The sequence below is a fragment of the Acinetobacter schindleri genome (assembly GCF_010918895.1).
Lineage (GTDB): Bacteria > Pseudomonadota > Gammaproteobacteria > Pseudomonadales > Moraxellaceae > Acinetobacter > Acinetobacter schindleri.
The window spans coordinates 1440126-1457271 of the sequence record NZ_CP044483.1 but is presented as its reverse complement, the minus strand read 5'-3'; the positions used below and the strand labels follow the sequence as shown (position 1 = coordinate 1457271).

15 protein-coding genes are annotated in these 17146 nt (G+C 43.0%); 9 read left to right on the top strand and 6 right to left on the bottom strand.

Annotated elements, in window-relative coordinates:
• Window positions 1–6: 6 nt before the first annotated feature.
• Entirely contained in the window at window positions 7–1098 is a 1092-nt protein-coding gene (locus FSC11_RS07100) for a zinc-binding metallopeptidase family protein (RefSeq protein ID WP_004894986.1), read from the top strand.
• Window positions 1099–1308: 210 nt separating this feature from the next.
• Window positions 1309–1914, top strand: coding sequence for a TetR/AcrR family transcriptional regulator (locus FSC11_RS07095; protein ID WP_163165955.1), 606 nt, complete (start codon window positions 1309–1311; stop codon window positions 1912–1914).
• 42 nt (window positions 1915–1956) lie between these two features.
• Here the strand turns inward: FSC11_RS07095 and FSC11_RS07090 are convergent, their stop codons facing one another.
• The 4 genes from FSC11_RS07090 to cysK form a co-directional block, all read right to left on the bottom strand.
• Window positions 1957–2151: a heavy-metal-associated domain-containing protein gene (locus FSC11_RS07090; RefSeq protein ID WP_005222267.1), complete on the bottom strand. Its 195-nt coding sequence runs from the start codon at window positions 2149–2151 to the stop codon at window positions 1957–1959.
• 28 nt (window positions 2152–2179) lie between these two features.
• Window positions 2180–2611, bottom strand: coding sequence for a Cu(I)-responsive transcriptional regulator (cueR, locus tag FSC11_RS07085; RefSeq protein WP_163165953.1), 432 nt, complete (start codon window positions 2609–2611; stop codon window positions 2180–2182).
• Between the two features lie 4 nt (window positions 2612–2615).
• Window positions 2616–5300 (bottom strand): heavy metal translocating P-type ATPase, encoded by a 2685-nt coding sequence (locus FSC11_RS07080; RefSeq protein ID WP_163165951.1) that lies wholly within the window; start codon window positions 5298–5300, stop codon window positions 2616–2618.
• Between the two features lie 148 nt (window positions 5301–5448).
• Window positions 5449–6447, bottom strand: coding sequence for a cysteine synthase A (gene cysK / locus FSC11_RS07075; protein ID WP_163165949.1), 999 nt, complete (start codon window positions 6445–6447; stop codon window positions 5449–5451).
• A gap of 283 nt (window positions 6448–6730) precedes the next feature.
• Here cysK and FSC11_RS07070 point away from each other — a divergent pair, with 283 nt between their 5' ends.
• From FSC11_RS07070 to FSC11_RS07050, 5 genes are all read left to right on the top strand, one after another.
• Window positions 6731–7042 (top strand): ArsR/SmtB family transcription factor, encoded by a 312-nt coding sequence (locus tag FSC11_RS07070; protein WP_004809492.1) that lies wholly within the window; start codon window positions 6731–6733, stop codon window positions 7040–7042.
• Between the two features lie 200 nt (window positions 7043–7242).
• Window positions 7243–8994: a SulP family inorganic anion transporter gene (locus FSC11_RS07065; protein WP_163165946.1), complete on the top strand. Its 1752-nt coding sequence runs from the start codon at window positions 7243–7245 to the stop codon at window positions 8992–8994.
• 310 nt (window positions 8995–9304) lie between these two features.
• Window positions 9305–10501, top strand: coding sequence for a serine/threonine transporter SstT (gene sstT / locus FSC11_RS07060; protein WP_008307373.1), 1197 nt, complete (start codon window positions 9305–9307; stop codon window positions 10499–10501).
• 47 nt (window positions 10502–10548) lie between these two features.
• Window positions 10549–11217, top strand: a complete 669-nt coding sequence (locus FSC11_RS07055; RefSeq protein ID WP_163165944.1) for a YoaK family protein — start codon at window positions 10549–10551, stop codon at window positions 11215–11217.
• A gap of 22 nt (window positions 11218–11239) precedes the next feature.
• Window positions 11240–11776, top strand: a complete 537-nt coding sequence (locus FSC11_RS07050) for a DUF2058 domain-containing protein (RefSeq protein WP_163165942.1) — start codon at window positions 11240–11242, stop codon at window positions 11774–11776.
• Window positions 11777–11851: 75 nt separating this feature from the next.
• Here the strand turns inward: FSC11_RS07050 and FSC11_RS07045 are convergent, their stop codons facing one another.
• On the bottom strand, window positions 11852–12499 hold the full coding sequence (locus FSC11_RS07045; RefSeq protein ID WP_163165940.1) for a ParA family protein: 648 nt from the start codon (window positions 12497–12499) through the stop codon (window positions 11852–11854).
• Between the two features lie 155 nt (window positions 12500–12654).
• Entirely contained in the window at window positions 12655–13434 is a 780-nt protein-coding gene (locus FSC11_RS07040) for a hypothetical protein (RefSeq protein ID WP_163165938.1), read from the bottom strand.
• 358 nt (window positions 13435–13792) lie between these two features.
• On the opposite strand from FSC11_RS07040, the gene FSC11_RS07035 reads away from it, so the two are divergent.
• Together FSC11_RS07035 and FSC11_RS07030 are read left to right on the top strand one after the other, a co-directional pair.
• Window positions 13793–15049 (top strand): mechanosensitive ion channel family protein, encoded by a 1257-nt coding sequence (locus FSC11_RS07035; RefSeq protein ID WP_004809506.1) that lies wholly within the window; start codon window positions 13793–13795, stop codon window positions 15047–15049.
• 252 nt (window positions 15050–15301) lie between these two features.
• Window positions 15302–17146, top strand: coding sequence for an ABC transporter ATP-binding protein (locus FSC11_RS07030; protein ID WP_163165936.1), 1845 nt, complete (start codon window positions 15302–15304; stop codon window positions 17144–17146).

Below are 17146 nucleotides of genomic sequence, written 5' to 3'. Positions count from 1 at the left end.
GTGAAAATGAAATATTTTGAATGTCCCAAATGTGAGCATCAGATCTTTTTTTATTCTACTGAATGCCATCACTGCAAATCTCCGATTGGTTATATCGCATCGGAAAAGGACATGTGCACTTTTGAAAAAATCAGTGAAGATGAGTGGATTCCGCTGAAATCAGAATATCGTGCCACGCACTATAAGCCTTGCTATAACTATACCCATTATCAGGTCTGTAACTGGATGATTCCGGGCGATTGCGATGAGGACTACTGCGAGTCCTGTCAGCTGACCCATATCATTCCCAATCTGGATGATCCCGACGTTATTACCTACTGGCGACGGCTTGAAGAGGCCAAACGGCGCTTTTTATATCTTACCCAGCGCATGAATATGATGCCGCGTCCAAAACGTACAGATGATGATGTGTTTGGTCTGCGTTTTCACTTTTTATTGCCTATGGATGGTAAGCCAGTGTTAACCGGGCATGCCAATGGCCTGATCACCATGAATGCCATTGAAGCAGATGTGGTGTATCGGGAAACCACGCGTATTGATATGGGTGAAAATTATCGCACTCTTTTGGGTCACTTCCGCCATGAAAGTGGGCATTTTTATTTCAGTATCATGCAGCATCTTCATCCAGAACTGATTGAAGAATTTAGACTTTATTTTGGCGATGAACGTCAGCATTATGCTACTGCGCTGCAGCGCCATTATGAAGAAGGTGCGCCAGAAAATTGGCAAGAAAAATATATCAGCACCTATGCGACGGCACACCCATGGGAAGATTGGGCTGAAACCTGGGCGCATTATCTGCATATTATGGATACTCTGGAAACCGCTTTTTATGGTGGTCTGCGTGTTGATGGAAATGGTAAAACCTTGGCCAGCATGTCCTTTAATGAATGCCCGATTGGCGGCAAAGACATTGAACACATTCTGGATAACTGGATCACTTTAACGTTTAACCTGAACGCCCTGAATCGTAGCATGGGACTGGAAGATGCCTATCCATTTACGCTTACCGAAGTAGTAAAAAACAAGTTGCGCTTTATTCATAGTCATGTACTGGACAAAGCATTTAAAGAAGCTGATTCAAAATTACCCGGCTAAAATCGCTGCCCCGTCAAGTTCTAAAACAATGAGAATTATCTTCTACATTGCCGTTTAGCCACCAGATCCTGGTCATTTTCATGAATTTAGCCAGTAAATGATCAATTATCCAACAATTTTATTACCATGCACGACCATAGTTTGATATTCATTTAATCTGAAAATAATTAGGCTGTTATTGTTCTTTTTCGACACGTTAGTAAAGATAAGATGAGTAGTGTAAGACAACAGAACTTTCTTCTGCGTAAAGAAAAAATTCTGAGCATGGCCGAGAACCTGCTTCTGGATAATAACGAAGACATTACGCTGAATGAGCTTGCCAGTGAAATGGATATTGCCAAGGGGACCATTTATAAGCATTTTAAAAGCAAAAACCAGTTATATCTGGAACTGATTATTTTAAATGAACAGCGTCTTCTAGAGATTTCCAAACGTTTTAATACTGACTTCCGGACTTATGTATCGGAATATATGCTTTATCATTTGCACAATTCCAATCGAACCATTTTACTGCATATGATTGAGGAGCGCCTGACCAATACTGAAAAAGGTCTGAAAGAACTGTTTCAGGAACTGTATCAGGTTCGTGAAGAACGGATTCTGAGTATCCGTGACCTTACTCGTGAATATCTGGATGCCAATAACAGTAGCATGTCGATCCGGGATTATCTGTCTTTTATCTGGACAGTGACCTATGGCGCTTCCTTGTTACTGAATTCAACCAGCTATCAAAAAGCTATCGGTTCTCGTGAACGATTGATTGAACTCTATGTCAATCAAGCCTTGATGATTGCACCCAACAATACCTCTGTATAAAAAAGCCCGACACACAGGTCAGGCTTGCTTTCGTAGCGCTACTTATACTGCTACAGGTGGAAAACCGTCTTCAGTCAGTGCAGCAACGATTTCATCCTGATGTACGCCAGTTTCTACTTCAACCAGCTTTTTCTCTACATCGATTTCAACACGTGCATGTTCATCCAGATCCTTGATGGTTGCAGTAACACTACGTGCACAACCGCCACAGGTCATATTTTCAATACGAAATTTCATGTGCTTATCTCCTTAGGAATGATTTATTCTAACTTGAAGTTGAGTGATGGCTGGAGGGTGGATTTGTATCCAGTCCCTGCTCGATATCTTTTAAAATTGCACAATCGGCACGCTCATCACCAGCACAACGCGCGACCGATTGCTTCAAAATTTTGACCATGGCCTGCATATCCTGAATTTTCTGTTCCAGTATAGTGATATGTTTTTGTGCCAGCTGTTTAACTTCACTGCTCTGCCGCACTTCATTCTGCCATAGGCCTAACAACTCTTTCATCTGTTCCGAGGAAAATCCCAGCTCGCGTGCATGCTGGATAAAACCGAGCATACGGATATCAGCATCACTATAGTCACGATAGCCACTTTCACTACGTTTCGGCGCAGGTAACAGACCAATCTCTTCATAATAGCGAATCATTTTGGCCGAGATACCAGCTCGTTTGGCGGCTTGTCCAATATTCACTGATTTACTCCTGTGCTGATAGTGGCTGATACAGCTTTAAACGCAAGGCATTGCTAACAACAAATACCGATGACAAAGCCATTGCACCTGCGGCAAACATTGGTGAAAGCAGGATGCCAAAGAATGGATACAGGATACCCGCAGCAATTGGGATCAATGCAATATTATAGACAAAGGCCCAGAACAGGTTCTGTCGAATATTCTTGATGGTGGCCTGACTGATGCCAATGCCGGTGGCGACATGCTGCATATTGCCAGACATCAGCACTACATCTGCTGCTTCAATTGCAACATCAGTCCCCGTACCAATCGCCATGCCGACATCTGCCTGAGCGAGAGCCGGTGCATCGTTAATACCATCACCCACAAAGGTTACAATGCCATGCTCTTTTTGCAGCATTTTTACGGCATCGACTTTTTCATGAGGTAAGACTTCAGCAATCACATGATCGATCTTGAGTTGTTGTGCTACCGCATTCGCCGTATGTGGGTTATCACCCGTAATCATTGCGACTTTCAGACCTTGACGATGCAATTCTTCAATGGCTTTAAAGCTGGTATCTTTAATCGGATCAGCTACAGCAATAATGGCTGCCAGTTTTCCATCGAGCGCTGCATACAGCGGTGTCTTGCCTTCTTGTCCCAATTTAGAGGCTATTCCAGCAAAGTGCTCGGTATTTAAACCCAGCTGTTGCATCAATCGTTCAGCACCAATCTGGATATCCTGATTATTGATCTGTGCTTTGATCCCGGCACCAGTAATCGAATCAAATTTACTTACTTCGATTAATTCGATCTGCTGCTCTTTTGCTGCCTGCACAATCGCATAGGCAATCGGATGTTCAGACTTGGCTTCTACCGAGGCGATCAGTTGCAAAACCTGCTGTTTATTAAAACCTTCTAGCACCTGAAAATCAGTCATGACAGGTTTTCCTTCTGTCAGTGTTCCGGTTTTATCGACTGCCACAACTTTAGTTTGCTGCAATAACTGTAGAGCTTCGCCTTTACGGAACAGTATCCCCATTTCTGCCGCACGACCGGTACCGACCATAATCGAGGTCGGTGTTGCCAGGCCCATGGCACATGGACAAGCAATAATCAGAACTGCCACGGCGTTAACCAGTGCATAACTTAATTGTGGCTCAGGACCAAACAGGAACCAGACCATAAAGGTCAATAAGGCCAGACCCATCACCGCAGGCACAAACCATAAGGTAACTTTATCTACAGCTGCCTGAATCGGCAGTTTGGCACCTTGCGCCTGCTCGACCATTTTAATGATCTGCGCCAGTACTGAATCTTCACCCACGGCGGTCGCACGGATTTGCAAGGTTCCATTCTGGTTAATAGTGCCGCCAACAACTTTATCATCAATATTTTTGGCTACAGGCACCGGTTCACCCGTCACCATCGCTTCATCGACATAGCTATGACCGGAAGTCACTACACCATCTACTGCGACTTTTTCACCCGGGCGAATTTCGATGATCATATCCTGCTGGACTTCGGAAATGGGCAGGTCCAGCCATTGTCCATCCTGTAAGACACGTGCAGTTTTAGGCTGCAGGCCAATCAGGTATTGAATCGCCTGTGAGGTTTTGCCTTTGGCACGTGCTTCCAGGTAGCGACCTAACAGGATCAAGGCAATAATGACTGCTGCCGCTTCAAAATAGACATGTACGGTGGCTTGCGGCAATAAAAATGGGAAGAATGTTGCGATAACTGAAAACAGATATGCTGCCGCTGTACCCACCGTTACCAGCGAGTTCATATCAGGTGCCAGTCGCAGTAAAGCTGGAATCCCATGCTGGTAGAAACGCCGCCCCGGAAACAATAATACCAAAGTGGTCAGTACAAACTGGATATACCAGCTGTTCTGCGTACCAATATTATGCGCAACAAAATGATGAAAGGACGGAAGCAGATGTGATCCCATTTCCAGAATAAATACCGGTAATGCCAGCGCTAGGGCAATCCAAAGATCACGATACAATGAAGCTGTTTCTTCAGCTTTTTTCTGCTGGAAGGTCTGCTGCTCGGCAAAATTCACTTTTGCAGTTTTTAGCTGTGCCTCATAACCGGCTTTTTTAACCGCTTGGATCAGATTAGCAATATTCAGGTTTGAACCAAAAACCTGTGCCGTTTCAGTGGCCAGATTGACACTGGCCGCAGTGACGCCTTCCACTTTATTGAGTGCTTTTTCCACCCGAGCGACGCAGGATGCACAAGTCATCTCTTCAATATTTAGTTCAAGCTGATCTGCTTTGACATCAAAACCGGCTTTCTGAATGGCTTTGACCAAGACCTGTGGCTGTAAAGAACTGACTGCAGTGACATAAGCCTTTTCGGTAGACAGATTCACATTGGCTTCCAGCACTTCTGGAATTTTTTTGAGGGCTTTTTCAATTCGGGCAGTACAAGAGGCACAGCTCATGCCTTCAATATCCAGTTCGAATTTCTGTTGTACCACCTTAAAGCCAGCACGCTCTATTTTCTGGATAATCTCGGCACAGGGAATCACATGATCGGCACTAATCGATGCCTTTTCCGTAGATAGATTGACATGAGCCGAAACTACGCCTTCAATTTTCTTTAAAGCCTTTTCTACCCGTGCCACGCAAGAAGCACAGGTCATGCCTTCAATCTGTACAGTCGTTTGATACAGTCGAGTATTCGACAGTTCCTGCATGGCACATCTCCTTCATTTTATTGGTGGTTTGAATCTAGCTTATAGCTTAAACCTTCCCATAGTTGGAAGGTCAAGTCTTTATGTGAAAATAAAAAAGCCCGGATCATAAACCCGGGCTTTTAACGTATTGCCAAATACTTGCTGAAAATTATTCTGCAGAAATATCTTCAAACAATATCGATGACAGGTAACGTTCACCACCATCTGGCAAAATTACCACAATGTTTTTACCTGAATTTTCAGGACGTGCTGCAAGTTGTGCAGCCGCAGCCATCGCAGCACCACTTGATATACCCACCAGAATACCTTCTTGCGATGCCGTTTTACGTGCCCATTCCACTGCCGTAGTACTGTCAATTGCAATGACTTCATCTACCAGATCAAGATCAAGGTTACCAGGAATAAAGTTCGCACCAATCCCCTGGATTTTATGTGGTCCAGGCGTCAATGATTCACCGCGTTTCGCCTGAGCAATGATTGGTGACTCAGCTGGCTCAACGGCAACCGAATAGATCGGCTTGTTACGGACTTTTTCGAAGTAACGTGAAATACCTGAAATGGTACCACCCGTTCCTACACCAGCGACCAGAATATCAACATTACCGCCAGTCGCTTCCCAGATTTCTGGGCCAGTCGTTTCTTCGTGGATTTTCGGGTTAGCGGGGTTTTCAAACTGTTGTGGCAGGAAATATGTTTCAGGCTGTTCAGTCACCAAACGAACCGCTTCATCTACTGCACCTTTCATACCTTTCGCAGGTTCAGTCAGAATCAGGTTAGCGCCAAAGGCTTTGACCACTTTACGGCGTTCGATACTCATGCTGGCTGGCATGGTCAGTGTAAGTGGATAGCCTTTTGCTGCAGCAACGAAAGCCAGTGCAATACCAGTATTGCCACTGGTTGGTTCAACAATGTGCATGCCTGGTTTTAACTTGCCAGATTTTTCAGCATCTGCAATCAGCGCTGCACCAATACGGCATTTCACCGAAAATGCCGGATTACGGCTCTCAACTTTCGCGAGTACAGTTGCTCCACCTGTGATGGCACGGTTAATGCGCACAAGAGGTGTATTGCCAATAGCTTCTGCATTGTTACTGTAAACCGCTATTCCCAGATTGTTGGGCGTAGGAAATGCTGCATCTGTACTCATTAGTATATCCCTGATGTTATTAGCTCGAAGTGCACTATCATCATACAAGTATTTTCAGATTTTGTAGAAGAAAGTGGAATCTGCACTCTATTATGGCAAATCAACTGTTATATAAGTTATTAATATACAATAAAAATAACTGATTATTTAATATCAAATATATAATTTTTATTGATATTTAAATTCACAAAAAGCCATAAAAATAAGTGATTTTTACCAAATGTTTAAGGATTCAGACCTTTATAATCATTCGCGCTGTATTTTATCTCTATGGACATTCTGAATGAATACCGATCTTGAAATCACCACCATGCGTGATTCAGCTGATCAGGTGGTTGGCATCCTGAAATCTCTTGCAAACACTGACCGTCTCATCATCCTATGTCATCTTTCCCAAGCGGAACTCAACGTTTCCCAAATTGAAAATCTCACCCACATCCAGCAACCTACACTTTCCCAGCAATTGATGATGTTACGTAAAAGTGATGTGGTCAGTACCCGCCGCGATGGTAAGCAAATTTTCTATTCTATTAAAGATCAGAATCTGGTGGTCATCCTGAATACGCTGTATCAATTGTACTGTGCAAAAGCTTAAGCATTTTATCTAGAGTCTAAACATTCCTCTTAGCACTGGAGATGATCTTCAATATGTAGATCATCTCTTTGAGACAGAATCATTACTAAGAACTGGTCAGGTCATTTTTTATATGAGGGTTGATCAAGCTCCACTTTTATCCATGATTTCTTAGCAGAAAATGTGCATAATATATCTATATTTGTGATTTAGACTTTTATATGTCCAATTCGAAGCCAAAACTGCTGCAATTATTACCGGCCTGGTCATGGTTAAGCCACTATAGTCCGGTTAAATTCAAGTCCGACGTGCTGGCTTCGTTAATTGTGGTTGCCATGCTGGTGCCGCAAGGTATGGCGTATGCCATGCTTGCTGGATTGCCGCCGATCATGGGGCTATATGCCAGTATCCTGCCTATGATTCTGTACGCTATGCTAGGTAGTAGCAGTACCTTGTCGATTGGTCCTGTGGCCATCATTTCCATGATGACCTTCGCCACGCTGAATCCTTTATTTGAAGTCGGTTCACCCGTCTATATCGAAGCAGCAACTTTATTGGCGCTGATGGTCGGAATCATTTCCCTATTATTAGGCTTAATGCGTTTTGGTTTTTTGATTCAGCTGATTAGCCATCCGGTAATTCAGAGTTTTATTATTGCTTCTGCGCTGCTGATTGCGGTTGGACAGTTTAAGTTTCTGGTCGATGTGCCATTACAAGCCAATAATCTTCAGCAATTTGTGTTTAGCCTGTTGGAATATCTCCATCTGATTCACTGGCCAAGTCTGGTTTTTGGGCTGCTGTCCATTGGCCTGCTGATCTATCTTCCAAAAATTCTGAAATCCCAGTCTGTACAAAGCCGGATTGGATCGACTGATTTTCTGGTGCGTGCTGTTCCATTAATGCTAGTCGCTTTGGGTATTTTGGCTGTGGTGTATCTAAATCTACAAACACAAGGGATCAAAACGGTAGGTGCAATTCCTTCCGGATTTCCACCTTTAAGTTTTCCACACTGGAACTGGGATTTAGTGCTCACCTTGCTGCCAGGCGCGACCATGATTGCGATGATCAGTTTTGTGGAATCGCTGTCTATCGCGCAAGCAACAGCATTACAGCAACGCAGCCAACTGAACAGTAACCAGGAACTGATTGCACTGGGTATTGCCAATATTAGTGCCGGAGTCAGTTCTGCCTTTCCAGTTACTGGTAGCTTGTCACGTACTGTGGTCAACGCGGATGCTGGTGCCAGAACGCCAATGGCGGGTGTACTGTCTTCCCTGCTGATTATTTTGGTCAGCCTGTTTTTTACCGGTTTCTTTGAAGACCTGCCACTGGCGATTCTTGCCGCCACGATTATTGTATCGATCTGGAAACTGGTTGATTTCCAGCCCTTTATGAACGCTTGGCGCTATTCCAAAGCAGACGGGATTGCCATGTGGGTAACTTTCTTTGGTGTGGTGCTGATTGATATCTCGACAGGTCTGGTCATTGGCATTATTTCCACCTTCGTGCTGATGCTGTGGCGTATTTCCCGTCCGCATATTGCAGTAGTCGGCCTGATTGAAGGCACCCAGCATTTCCGCAACGTGCAGCGCCATCAGGTGCTAACTTCAGATCAGGTGCTTTCATTGCGTATTGATGAAAATCTAAGCTTCCTGAATGCTAATGCTTTTAAGGGCTTTTTGATTAATGCGGTCAGTGATAAAGACCAGCTTAAGCATGTCATTTTGAACTGTTCCAGTATCAGTGCCATTGACCTTAGTGCTCTGGAAATGCTGGAAGATCTGAATACAGAACTGTCCAAACTCAATATTCGTCTACACTTTGCTGAAGTGAAAGGACCAGTCATGGATCGCTTACAGGAATCCAAATTGCTTAAACATCTCAGTGGACGGATTTATCTGACGCACTATCAGGCAATTCGGGATCTCTCCCCCGATCTGTTTAATGATCACAGTAAAGATTATTCCATTTAACTCATTTGACTGTTCCAGGAACAACGTGATTAATTTTGAAGGCATCTCGTAGTATCAGCAAAATTGATCACTTTTTTAAGAGCATTTCTATAATAAATATATGGTATACATTTTCATCTTAAAATTTTGTCCAAAACCTGATTTTGATTAAATTATAGACAAAAAGTATAGGTGGTTTTCTATAATTATTATTTATTTTCATAAACTTATATTTAAACTAAAAATATATTTTAAGCACATAGAATTTTAAGTATAAAATAACGCAAATTTTTTCCGCATTTAGCCCTCGTAATTTACACAAGGCAACCTTATGTTCTCTGCCCTTTCGCGTATGAGTTTAGTCTCCCGAATCATCATTGCCATTATACTTGGTATTGGTGTCGCGCTGGTTTTTCCAGAATATGCGCCCTACCTCAGTCTGCTAGGCGACCTTTTTATTAAAGCTCTTAAATCTGTCGCTCCTGTCCTCGTTTTCATTTTAGTTCTAGCTTCCATTGCTAACTTTAAAGTGGGTCAAGGCAACTCCCGTATGCGCCCGATCATGTACATGTATGCGATCGGCATGTTCCTGGCCGCAGTGAGTGCTGTAATTGCCAGCATCATGTTTCCAAGTACGCTGTTCCTGGACGTCGCTGCACAAGGTGACTTACAGCCACCAGGCAGTTTAAGTGAAATCCTGAAAAATCTGCTGCTCAGCTTTGTTGCGAACCCGGTGGTTGCAATTGCTGAAGCAAATTTCATTGGTATTCTGGCTTGGGCTGTGGCACTGGGCATTGCATTCCGTCATGCATCTGAAACCACTAAAACCGTATTAAATGATGCAGCAAATGCCATTAACCATGTGATCCGTCTGGTAATTAGCTTTGCACCTGTCGGTATTTTTGGTCTGGTAGCAGTTACTTTTGCCGAAGCGGGTCTGGAAACTTTAGAAAGCTACGGTCATTTGCTGGCAGTATTGCTTGGAACGATGGCCTTCGTAGCACTGGTAGTGAATCCATTACTGGTTGCATTGGTGACACGTGCCAATCCTTATCCACTAGTCTTTACCTGCTTGCGCGAAAGTGGCATCACTGCATTCTTTACCCGTAGCTCAGCTGCAAATATTCCGGTAAATCTGGATCTGGCGAAACGCTTAGGTGTGTCTGAATCCACTTCAAGTGTAGCCATTCCACTGGGTGCAGCCATCAATATGGGTGGTGCATCAGTGACCATTACGGTTCTAACCTTGGCAGCAGTCAATACCTTGGGTATTAGTGCCGACTTTAGTACCATGCTGATTCTGTCTGTGGTTGCAGCAGTCTCTGCATGTGGTGCCTCTGGTGTTGCCGGTGGTTCATTGCTGCTGATTCCAGTGGCATGTGGGCTGTTTGGTATTTCTTCTGATATCGCAATGCAGGTCGTTGCAATCGGTATGGTGATTAGCGTATTGCAGGATTCAACTGAAACTGCACTCAACTCATCAACTGACGTTTTATTTACTACAGCTGTAGACCGCGCATCTAATTGATCTTATATTGATAATTCAATATTTTTGCCAATAGATGTTGAGTTGTTATGCCATTACAGCGTTTACCCATCTGGGTTCAACTGGGTGCATTTTTTCTTGCCGTGAATGCCGGCATGATTAATGTACTCGGTCTGGTTACTCTCCTGCACCAATCCGTTTCCCATATGACCGGGAATATCAGTATGCTGGCCATGGCACTGGTGCAATGGCAGCCTGAACAGATTCTCTATCTGTGCCTGGTTACTGCGTGTTATGTCATTGGCTCAATGTATAGCGGTCTTATCTTGGGAAATAGTCACTTTCAGCTAGGCCGCCGTTATGGATATCCGCTCAGTCTGGTGGCTCTTTTTATTATCCTGTGCTGGATCTTGTTACCGTATTTTCCTCATTATGGCTTGCTGTGGGCCTGTGTGGCGATGGGTGTGCAAAATGCCATGGTCAGTCACTATAAAGGCACGATTATCCGCACTACGCATTTATCTGGTGTATTAACCGATCTTGGGCTGTCATTAGGCTATAAGTTGCGTGGACTGGAAGTTGAATCTCGACGGACTATCCTGCATTTACTGATCCTGATCGGATTTTTAATTGGCGGTGTTCTTGCCAGCTGTATTTATCCTTATTTAAAATTAAACGCATTCCTGATCCCGGCAGCACTCAGCCTTAGTCTAAGCCTGATTTACTGGATCATTTATTTACATTATCGACGCTTATAGCATTAATTCTCTGGAAATACTCATGGTTAAAAACGCACTACAGGCACAATTGTTAAAGGCAGGTCTGGTCGATAATAAGAAAGCAAAAAAATTGTCAAAGCAGGCCGTTCATGAAAAGCGCACTGGTGATAGTACTGAAGCTGAAATCAAGGCGAAAATTGAACAGGTCAAACTGGAAAAACTGGCAAAAGATCAGGCCATTGAACAAGAGAAAAAGGCAGCGCTGCAGGAAAAAGAACTCAAAGCTGCCATTATGCAGATGATCAATCAGCATAAAATTCGCGATACTGATGGTGAGATTTCCTATCAGTTTATTGATGATTCTAAAATCAAGAAAGTCTATCTGAATCAGCAAATTTATAATGCCCTGGTTGCAGGCAGTTTGGTGATCGCCCGCGAAAATGACAGCTATGCTTTCCTGCCTAAAGCACTGGCGGATCGTATCAATGCCAAAATGGAAGGCTTCATCATTGTGAATAATTCCGAAAAGAATGAACAGACTACCGATGAAGAAGATCCATATGCAGCATATGTGATTCCGGATGACCTGATGTGGTAATCCATGAAAGCCAAAAGCTCCCTATTTCGGGAGCTTTTTTTAAGCACTATTAACATAATGATTCGAGGTAGACAATCAAACTGGCTGTGCTGTATCAGCCATTAGCTCCTGAATAAATTGATCAAAACGTTGCCCTTGTTTTGGTGAATGTTCCCAGATGCTACAGCCCAAGTTCTTTGCATCATCAAAGGCTTCATCCTCATAAATAATAGTATTCAAAAAATGTGCACCAGGAATGGCTTTGAGAAAATTCTGATTTGCTTCAATTTGCGAGATTTCGATCTGCTGAGGTACACGCATCAGTATTCCATAGATTTTTAACTGGGTATTAAACTGTGCAACACTGATGGCCAGTTGCAGCATCTCAGTATACATCTCCTGCTCTTCAGCCTCTGCTGACATAGGAATAATCAGTTTATCTGCTCGCATTAACACCGAGCGCAATGCATAACTATCATGCCCGGCGATATCAATCACGATATCATCATATTGAGTTTTGACCTGTTCTACACGCCGCATTAACTCATCTGGATGGTCTTTTAAGGAAATATGTTCAAAGCCAAAACCTGTACGATGCAAAGCCACCCATTCAAAATTCTGCTTGTCGTCATCGGTATCAATATAGAGTGTTCTGGCTTGAAGACGCAGATATTCTGTCAGATTCATTGCCAAGGTACTTTTACCTGAACCTCGTTTCGGACTGGTCACCACAAAGATCGTCATATTATCCCCGTATTTTTAATCAAAAATATTATTAAATACTTAAAATAATTATGGTTTTAAAATGAATGATTTAATTTGAAAAGTCAAAACTCATTTAAATTAGATCATAAAAAAGCACCCTTAGATGTTTTGTTTAAAAATCTTTCTGACTAAGATCAATTTTGAGTTTTCTGTCCAATAAACAGAATTGCATCCTGCTGATTGCTGTTCTCGGCCATCATATAAATTGACTGGCTATCAATCTGGTTCAGCAATATCCCATCTACTTCCTGTGCCCCATTCAAACAGTCGGAACTTGCAGAACCTGTTAAGACCAGATGAATATTAAAATATGGCGCATTGTTTTCCGAACTCACTCTTCCTGCAAATGCACACTTGTCCTGATCGCCGACAATTCCTGTCACCACTCCGCAACGGTCTATATTGACTGTAGTAATTACATTATTGGTTAAAGTCGTGGTTCGACCGCTATAGTGCCCTTGCAGGCTGGATATACTGGTATTGTCACGGCTGTAATCTGTATTATAAATAAGGTTAAAAGGCCGATTATTGGTATTATTGACATTTCCCTGCAGGTTCTTTTCCGCCGTATAATGACCATTCAGGGTTACGCTAGCAGTTTGATTCAGGGCAAAATTATAGTCGCGAATGTTGGTCGCACTAAAGCGATTGCCCGATAAAGAAAACTGCCCACGCATAATACCAGTATAACCATTATCTGCTGGCAGTGAATACAATAACCAGAAATTACTATTTTTCTCGATCACACCTAGAATAGAGCGCGGACTCAGATTTTCATCTGTAAAACTGCCGAGATAGACACCTGTCAAGCGGCTTGAGGATAAACCATCTACACCTCTAAAAATATCATCATTCCCATCACCGCAGGCATTCAGCGCTAAGGCTAGACCGACAATTGCTAACTGTTTTTGCATAATTCTACCCTTTGTATTTTTGTAGGAGGGTGATCTTTGATGTGCATCTTTATCATAGTTGGGCTACTTAGGAGCTGATATGAAATGCGGATAAAGTCTCCTGTTCATCTGATGTAATTAACAGTTTTAAAACTTTCCTGATCATTTCAACAAGTCATAAGGATGACCGCTGGTTAATCAAATTTTAAATAAGCAGAATCTGCTTCTCTATCCGTTTTTGTATCTTTTTATAAGCATAATATTGAAGGATCAAAATGCTGTAACGGGACAGATATGTTTTAAAACGTTATTCAAGGTTAATAAATAATTTCTAAGCCTATAAACTGTATGGCATTTTTACATTGAAGAGAAAGATCAGTTGGAACAGTTTAGATTTATTCAGAACATTCAAGATTGGGCAGATCAATACCCTTGGCTGGAAATGCTGTCTTCTTTAAGCATTGTGATTGCGGTGGCTTTTATCGCCAATCTGTTTGCCAAACAGGTTGTTGTTCGTGGAATTCGTAAACTGATTTCCAAATTACCTTTTGCCAACAACACGATCTTTGCGGAACACAGTGTAATTCGCCGTATTGCCAATATTGTACCCGCCATTGTGATTATGAATGGGATCAGCACGGTTCCACACTTGTCAGATAAAGTGCAGACCTTTGTACAGATGGGTGCTCAGGCTTTTATTTTCCTAACCATTGCCCTAGCACTGGGTGAATTGCTGAATATTTTTAACCTGATTTATCAGCGCAACCCCAAATCACGCAATAAACCGATTAAAGGCTATTTGCAGCTAGTGAAACTGCTGATTTTTATTGTCTGTGGATTAATGATTCTGGGTACCTTCCTGAAAAAGGATGTATTTACCTTGCTGGCCGGTTTCGGTGCAATGGCTGCCGTGCTGATGCTGGTGTTTCAGAACACGATTCTTTCATTGGTAGCTTCAGTACAGATTTCTTCTTATGACATGGTGCGTATCGGTGACTGGATTGAAATGCCTTCACTGAATGCGGACGGTGATGTGATTGATATGTCATTACATACCGTGACCGTGCAAAACTTTGACAAAACCGTTACGACCATTCCAACCAACAAGTTAGTGACGGATACGTTTAAAAACTGGCGAGGAATGCAGGAAGCTGGTGCGCGTCGTATCAAACGTTCGATTCATATTGATCAAAGCAGCGTGCATTTTATGAGTGAGGAAGAACAGACCAAACTGAAAAACTTTATCCTGCTCGATCATTACCTGAATACCAAGACTGAAGAACTGGTCAAATTCAACCAGCAGTTACAGCATAATTCCCAATATAATCAGCGCCGTTTAACTAATTTAGGAACGTTCCGTGCCTATCTGGAATTTTATCTGCAACAGCATCCGGGTATTACTAAAGACTTTTCTCTGATGGTGCGTCAATTACAGCCGACCAGTGAAGGCTTACCGCTAGAAATCTATGCCTTTACCAATACCACGGTGTGGACTGAATATGAGAATATTCAGTCTGATATTATGGATCATGTATTGGCAATTATTCCTGAATTTGGCCTGAAAGTGTATCAGGCACCTTCAGGCAGCGATTTTAAGGAAGTATTTACAGCGCCTGCTTCGCCAATTATTACTTAATTTCAACGCAGTTACTCCAGGCCTGAAATGATACGTCATCTCAGGCTTTTTTTATTGATTTAGACATGTAATCTCATCAATGTCTTTTTAAAATTTATTTACCTGAAATTAACTTTTCCAGGTTTTAAGCTTTGCAACCTAAAGTTTGATTTAGTTAATCATTTTGTGGCAATTTCACCTTAATTCAGCCTTATAAAAACAGAATCCTTTATAATCCGTGAAAAGCAAAATGCATGAGAAAAGAGCACACTAATGTTTCGATGGCTTGAACGGCTGGTAGACCCCTATCCCACCAAAAATCTGAACCAACCCTTGCCCACCAGTTTTTTCCCTTTTGTCTGGCAAGCAGCTTATGGCGTACGCCGTTATCTGTTGATTCTTGTCCTTTGTACTGCGGGTGCAGCCAGTTTCGAGGCCTTGCTGTATGCTAAAATTGGCGATCTGGTTAATTGGCTCAGCCAAAGTCAGCCAGACACCTTTTTGGAGCAACATGCGACCAACCTGACTTTACTCACTATAGTCCTGCTGGCCAATATCTTCTTTGCCAGTGCGCAATCCTTGATCAAGCACCAGATTTTATACAGTAATTTCCCGATGCGTTTGCGCTGGCGTTTCCATAATCTGCTGCTCAAGCAAAGCCTGGATTTCTTCCACAATGACTTTGCCGGTCGTTTATCTGCCAAGGTCATGCAGACTTCACTGGCGATCCGTGAATTCTGGGTCATTCTCGGCGATATGCTGGCCTATGTAGTGATTTATTTCATTACCATTAACATCGTACTCGGTTCAATTTCTGCTTATCTGATTATTCCACTGATGGTATGGCTGCTACTGTTTATCTGTGCTGCCAGCTATTTTATTCCCCGTCTCAGCAAAATCTCGCATGAACAGGCCGATGCCCGTGCGGTAATGACTGGCCGTGTGACCGATGCCTATACCAATATTCAGACCGTTAAACTTTTTGCTCATGCAGGCCGTGAAAGCCAGTATGCCAAAGCATCCATGCAAGAGTTTATGGTGACGGTTTATAAACAGATGCAACTGGGGGCCCAGTATGAAATCAGTATTTTATTGCTGAGCCTCGTACTCTATGGCGGTGTATTAGGGACAGCGATCTGGTTATGGATGGAAGGTCAGGCTCAACTCGGCATTATTGCTGCAACTACGGCGATGGTACTGAAACTGAATAGTATTGCCGAATTCCTGATGTGGCAAACCTCGCAATTGTTTGAAAATGTCGGAACCATTCAGGACGGCATGGGAACTCTGGGTAAATCAATTTCGATTCAGGACAAGCCGGATGCTAAAGAACTGGAACTAAAACAGGGTGAAATCAAATTTGATAATGTTTGTTTTGCCTATAATGACAAAAACGTGATTGATGGTTTGAACCTGACCATTCGACCGGGTGAAAAAATCGGTGTGGTGGGTCGTTCTGGTGCCGGTAAGTCTACCCTGATTCAATTATTACTGAATTTCTATCGTATTGACCAAGGTCGTATTTTAATCGATGGACAAAATATTGAAGATGTGACTCAAGATAGCCTGCGCAAGAATATTGCCATGGTGACACAGGACACTTCACTGCTACATCGTAGTGTGGCTGAAAACATCAAATATGGTCGTCCGAATGCGACGGATGAAGAAATGTTTGAGGCGGTGCGTAAAGCTGAGGCAGAGGAATTCATTCCGCAACTAAGCGATATGCGCGGTAAGCGTGGTTATGAGGCCTATGTTGGCGAGCGTGGCGTCAAGCTGTCTGGTGGTCAGCGTCAGCGTATTGCGATTGCCCGTGTCTTTCTGAAAGATGCACCTATTCTGATTCTGGATGAAGCAACCAGTGCACTGGATTCAGAAGTTGAAGCGGCAATTCAGAGCAGTCTGGATGAGCTGATGAAAGGTAAAACCGTGATTGCGATTGCTCACCGTCTTTCTACTATTGCGCAAATGGACCGGTTGATTGTGCTAGATCAGGGTAAGATTGTCGAACAAGGCACACATGATGAACTGGTGGCATTGAATGGAATTTATGCGCATCTGTGGCAACGTCAGACTGGCGGATTTTTAATAGAACACGACACAAAAGAACAAGGATAG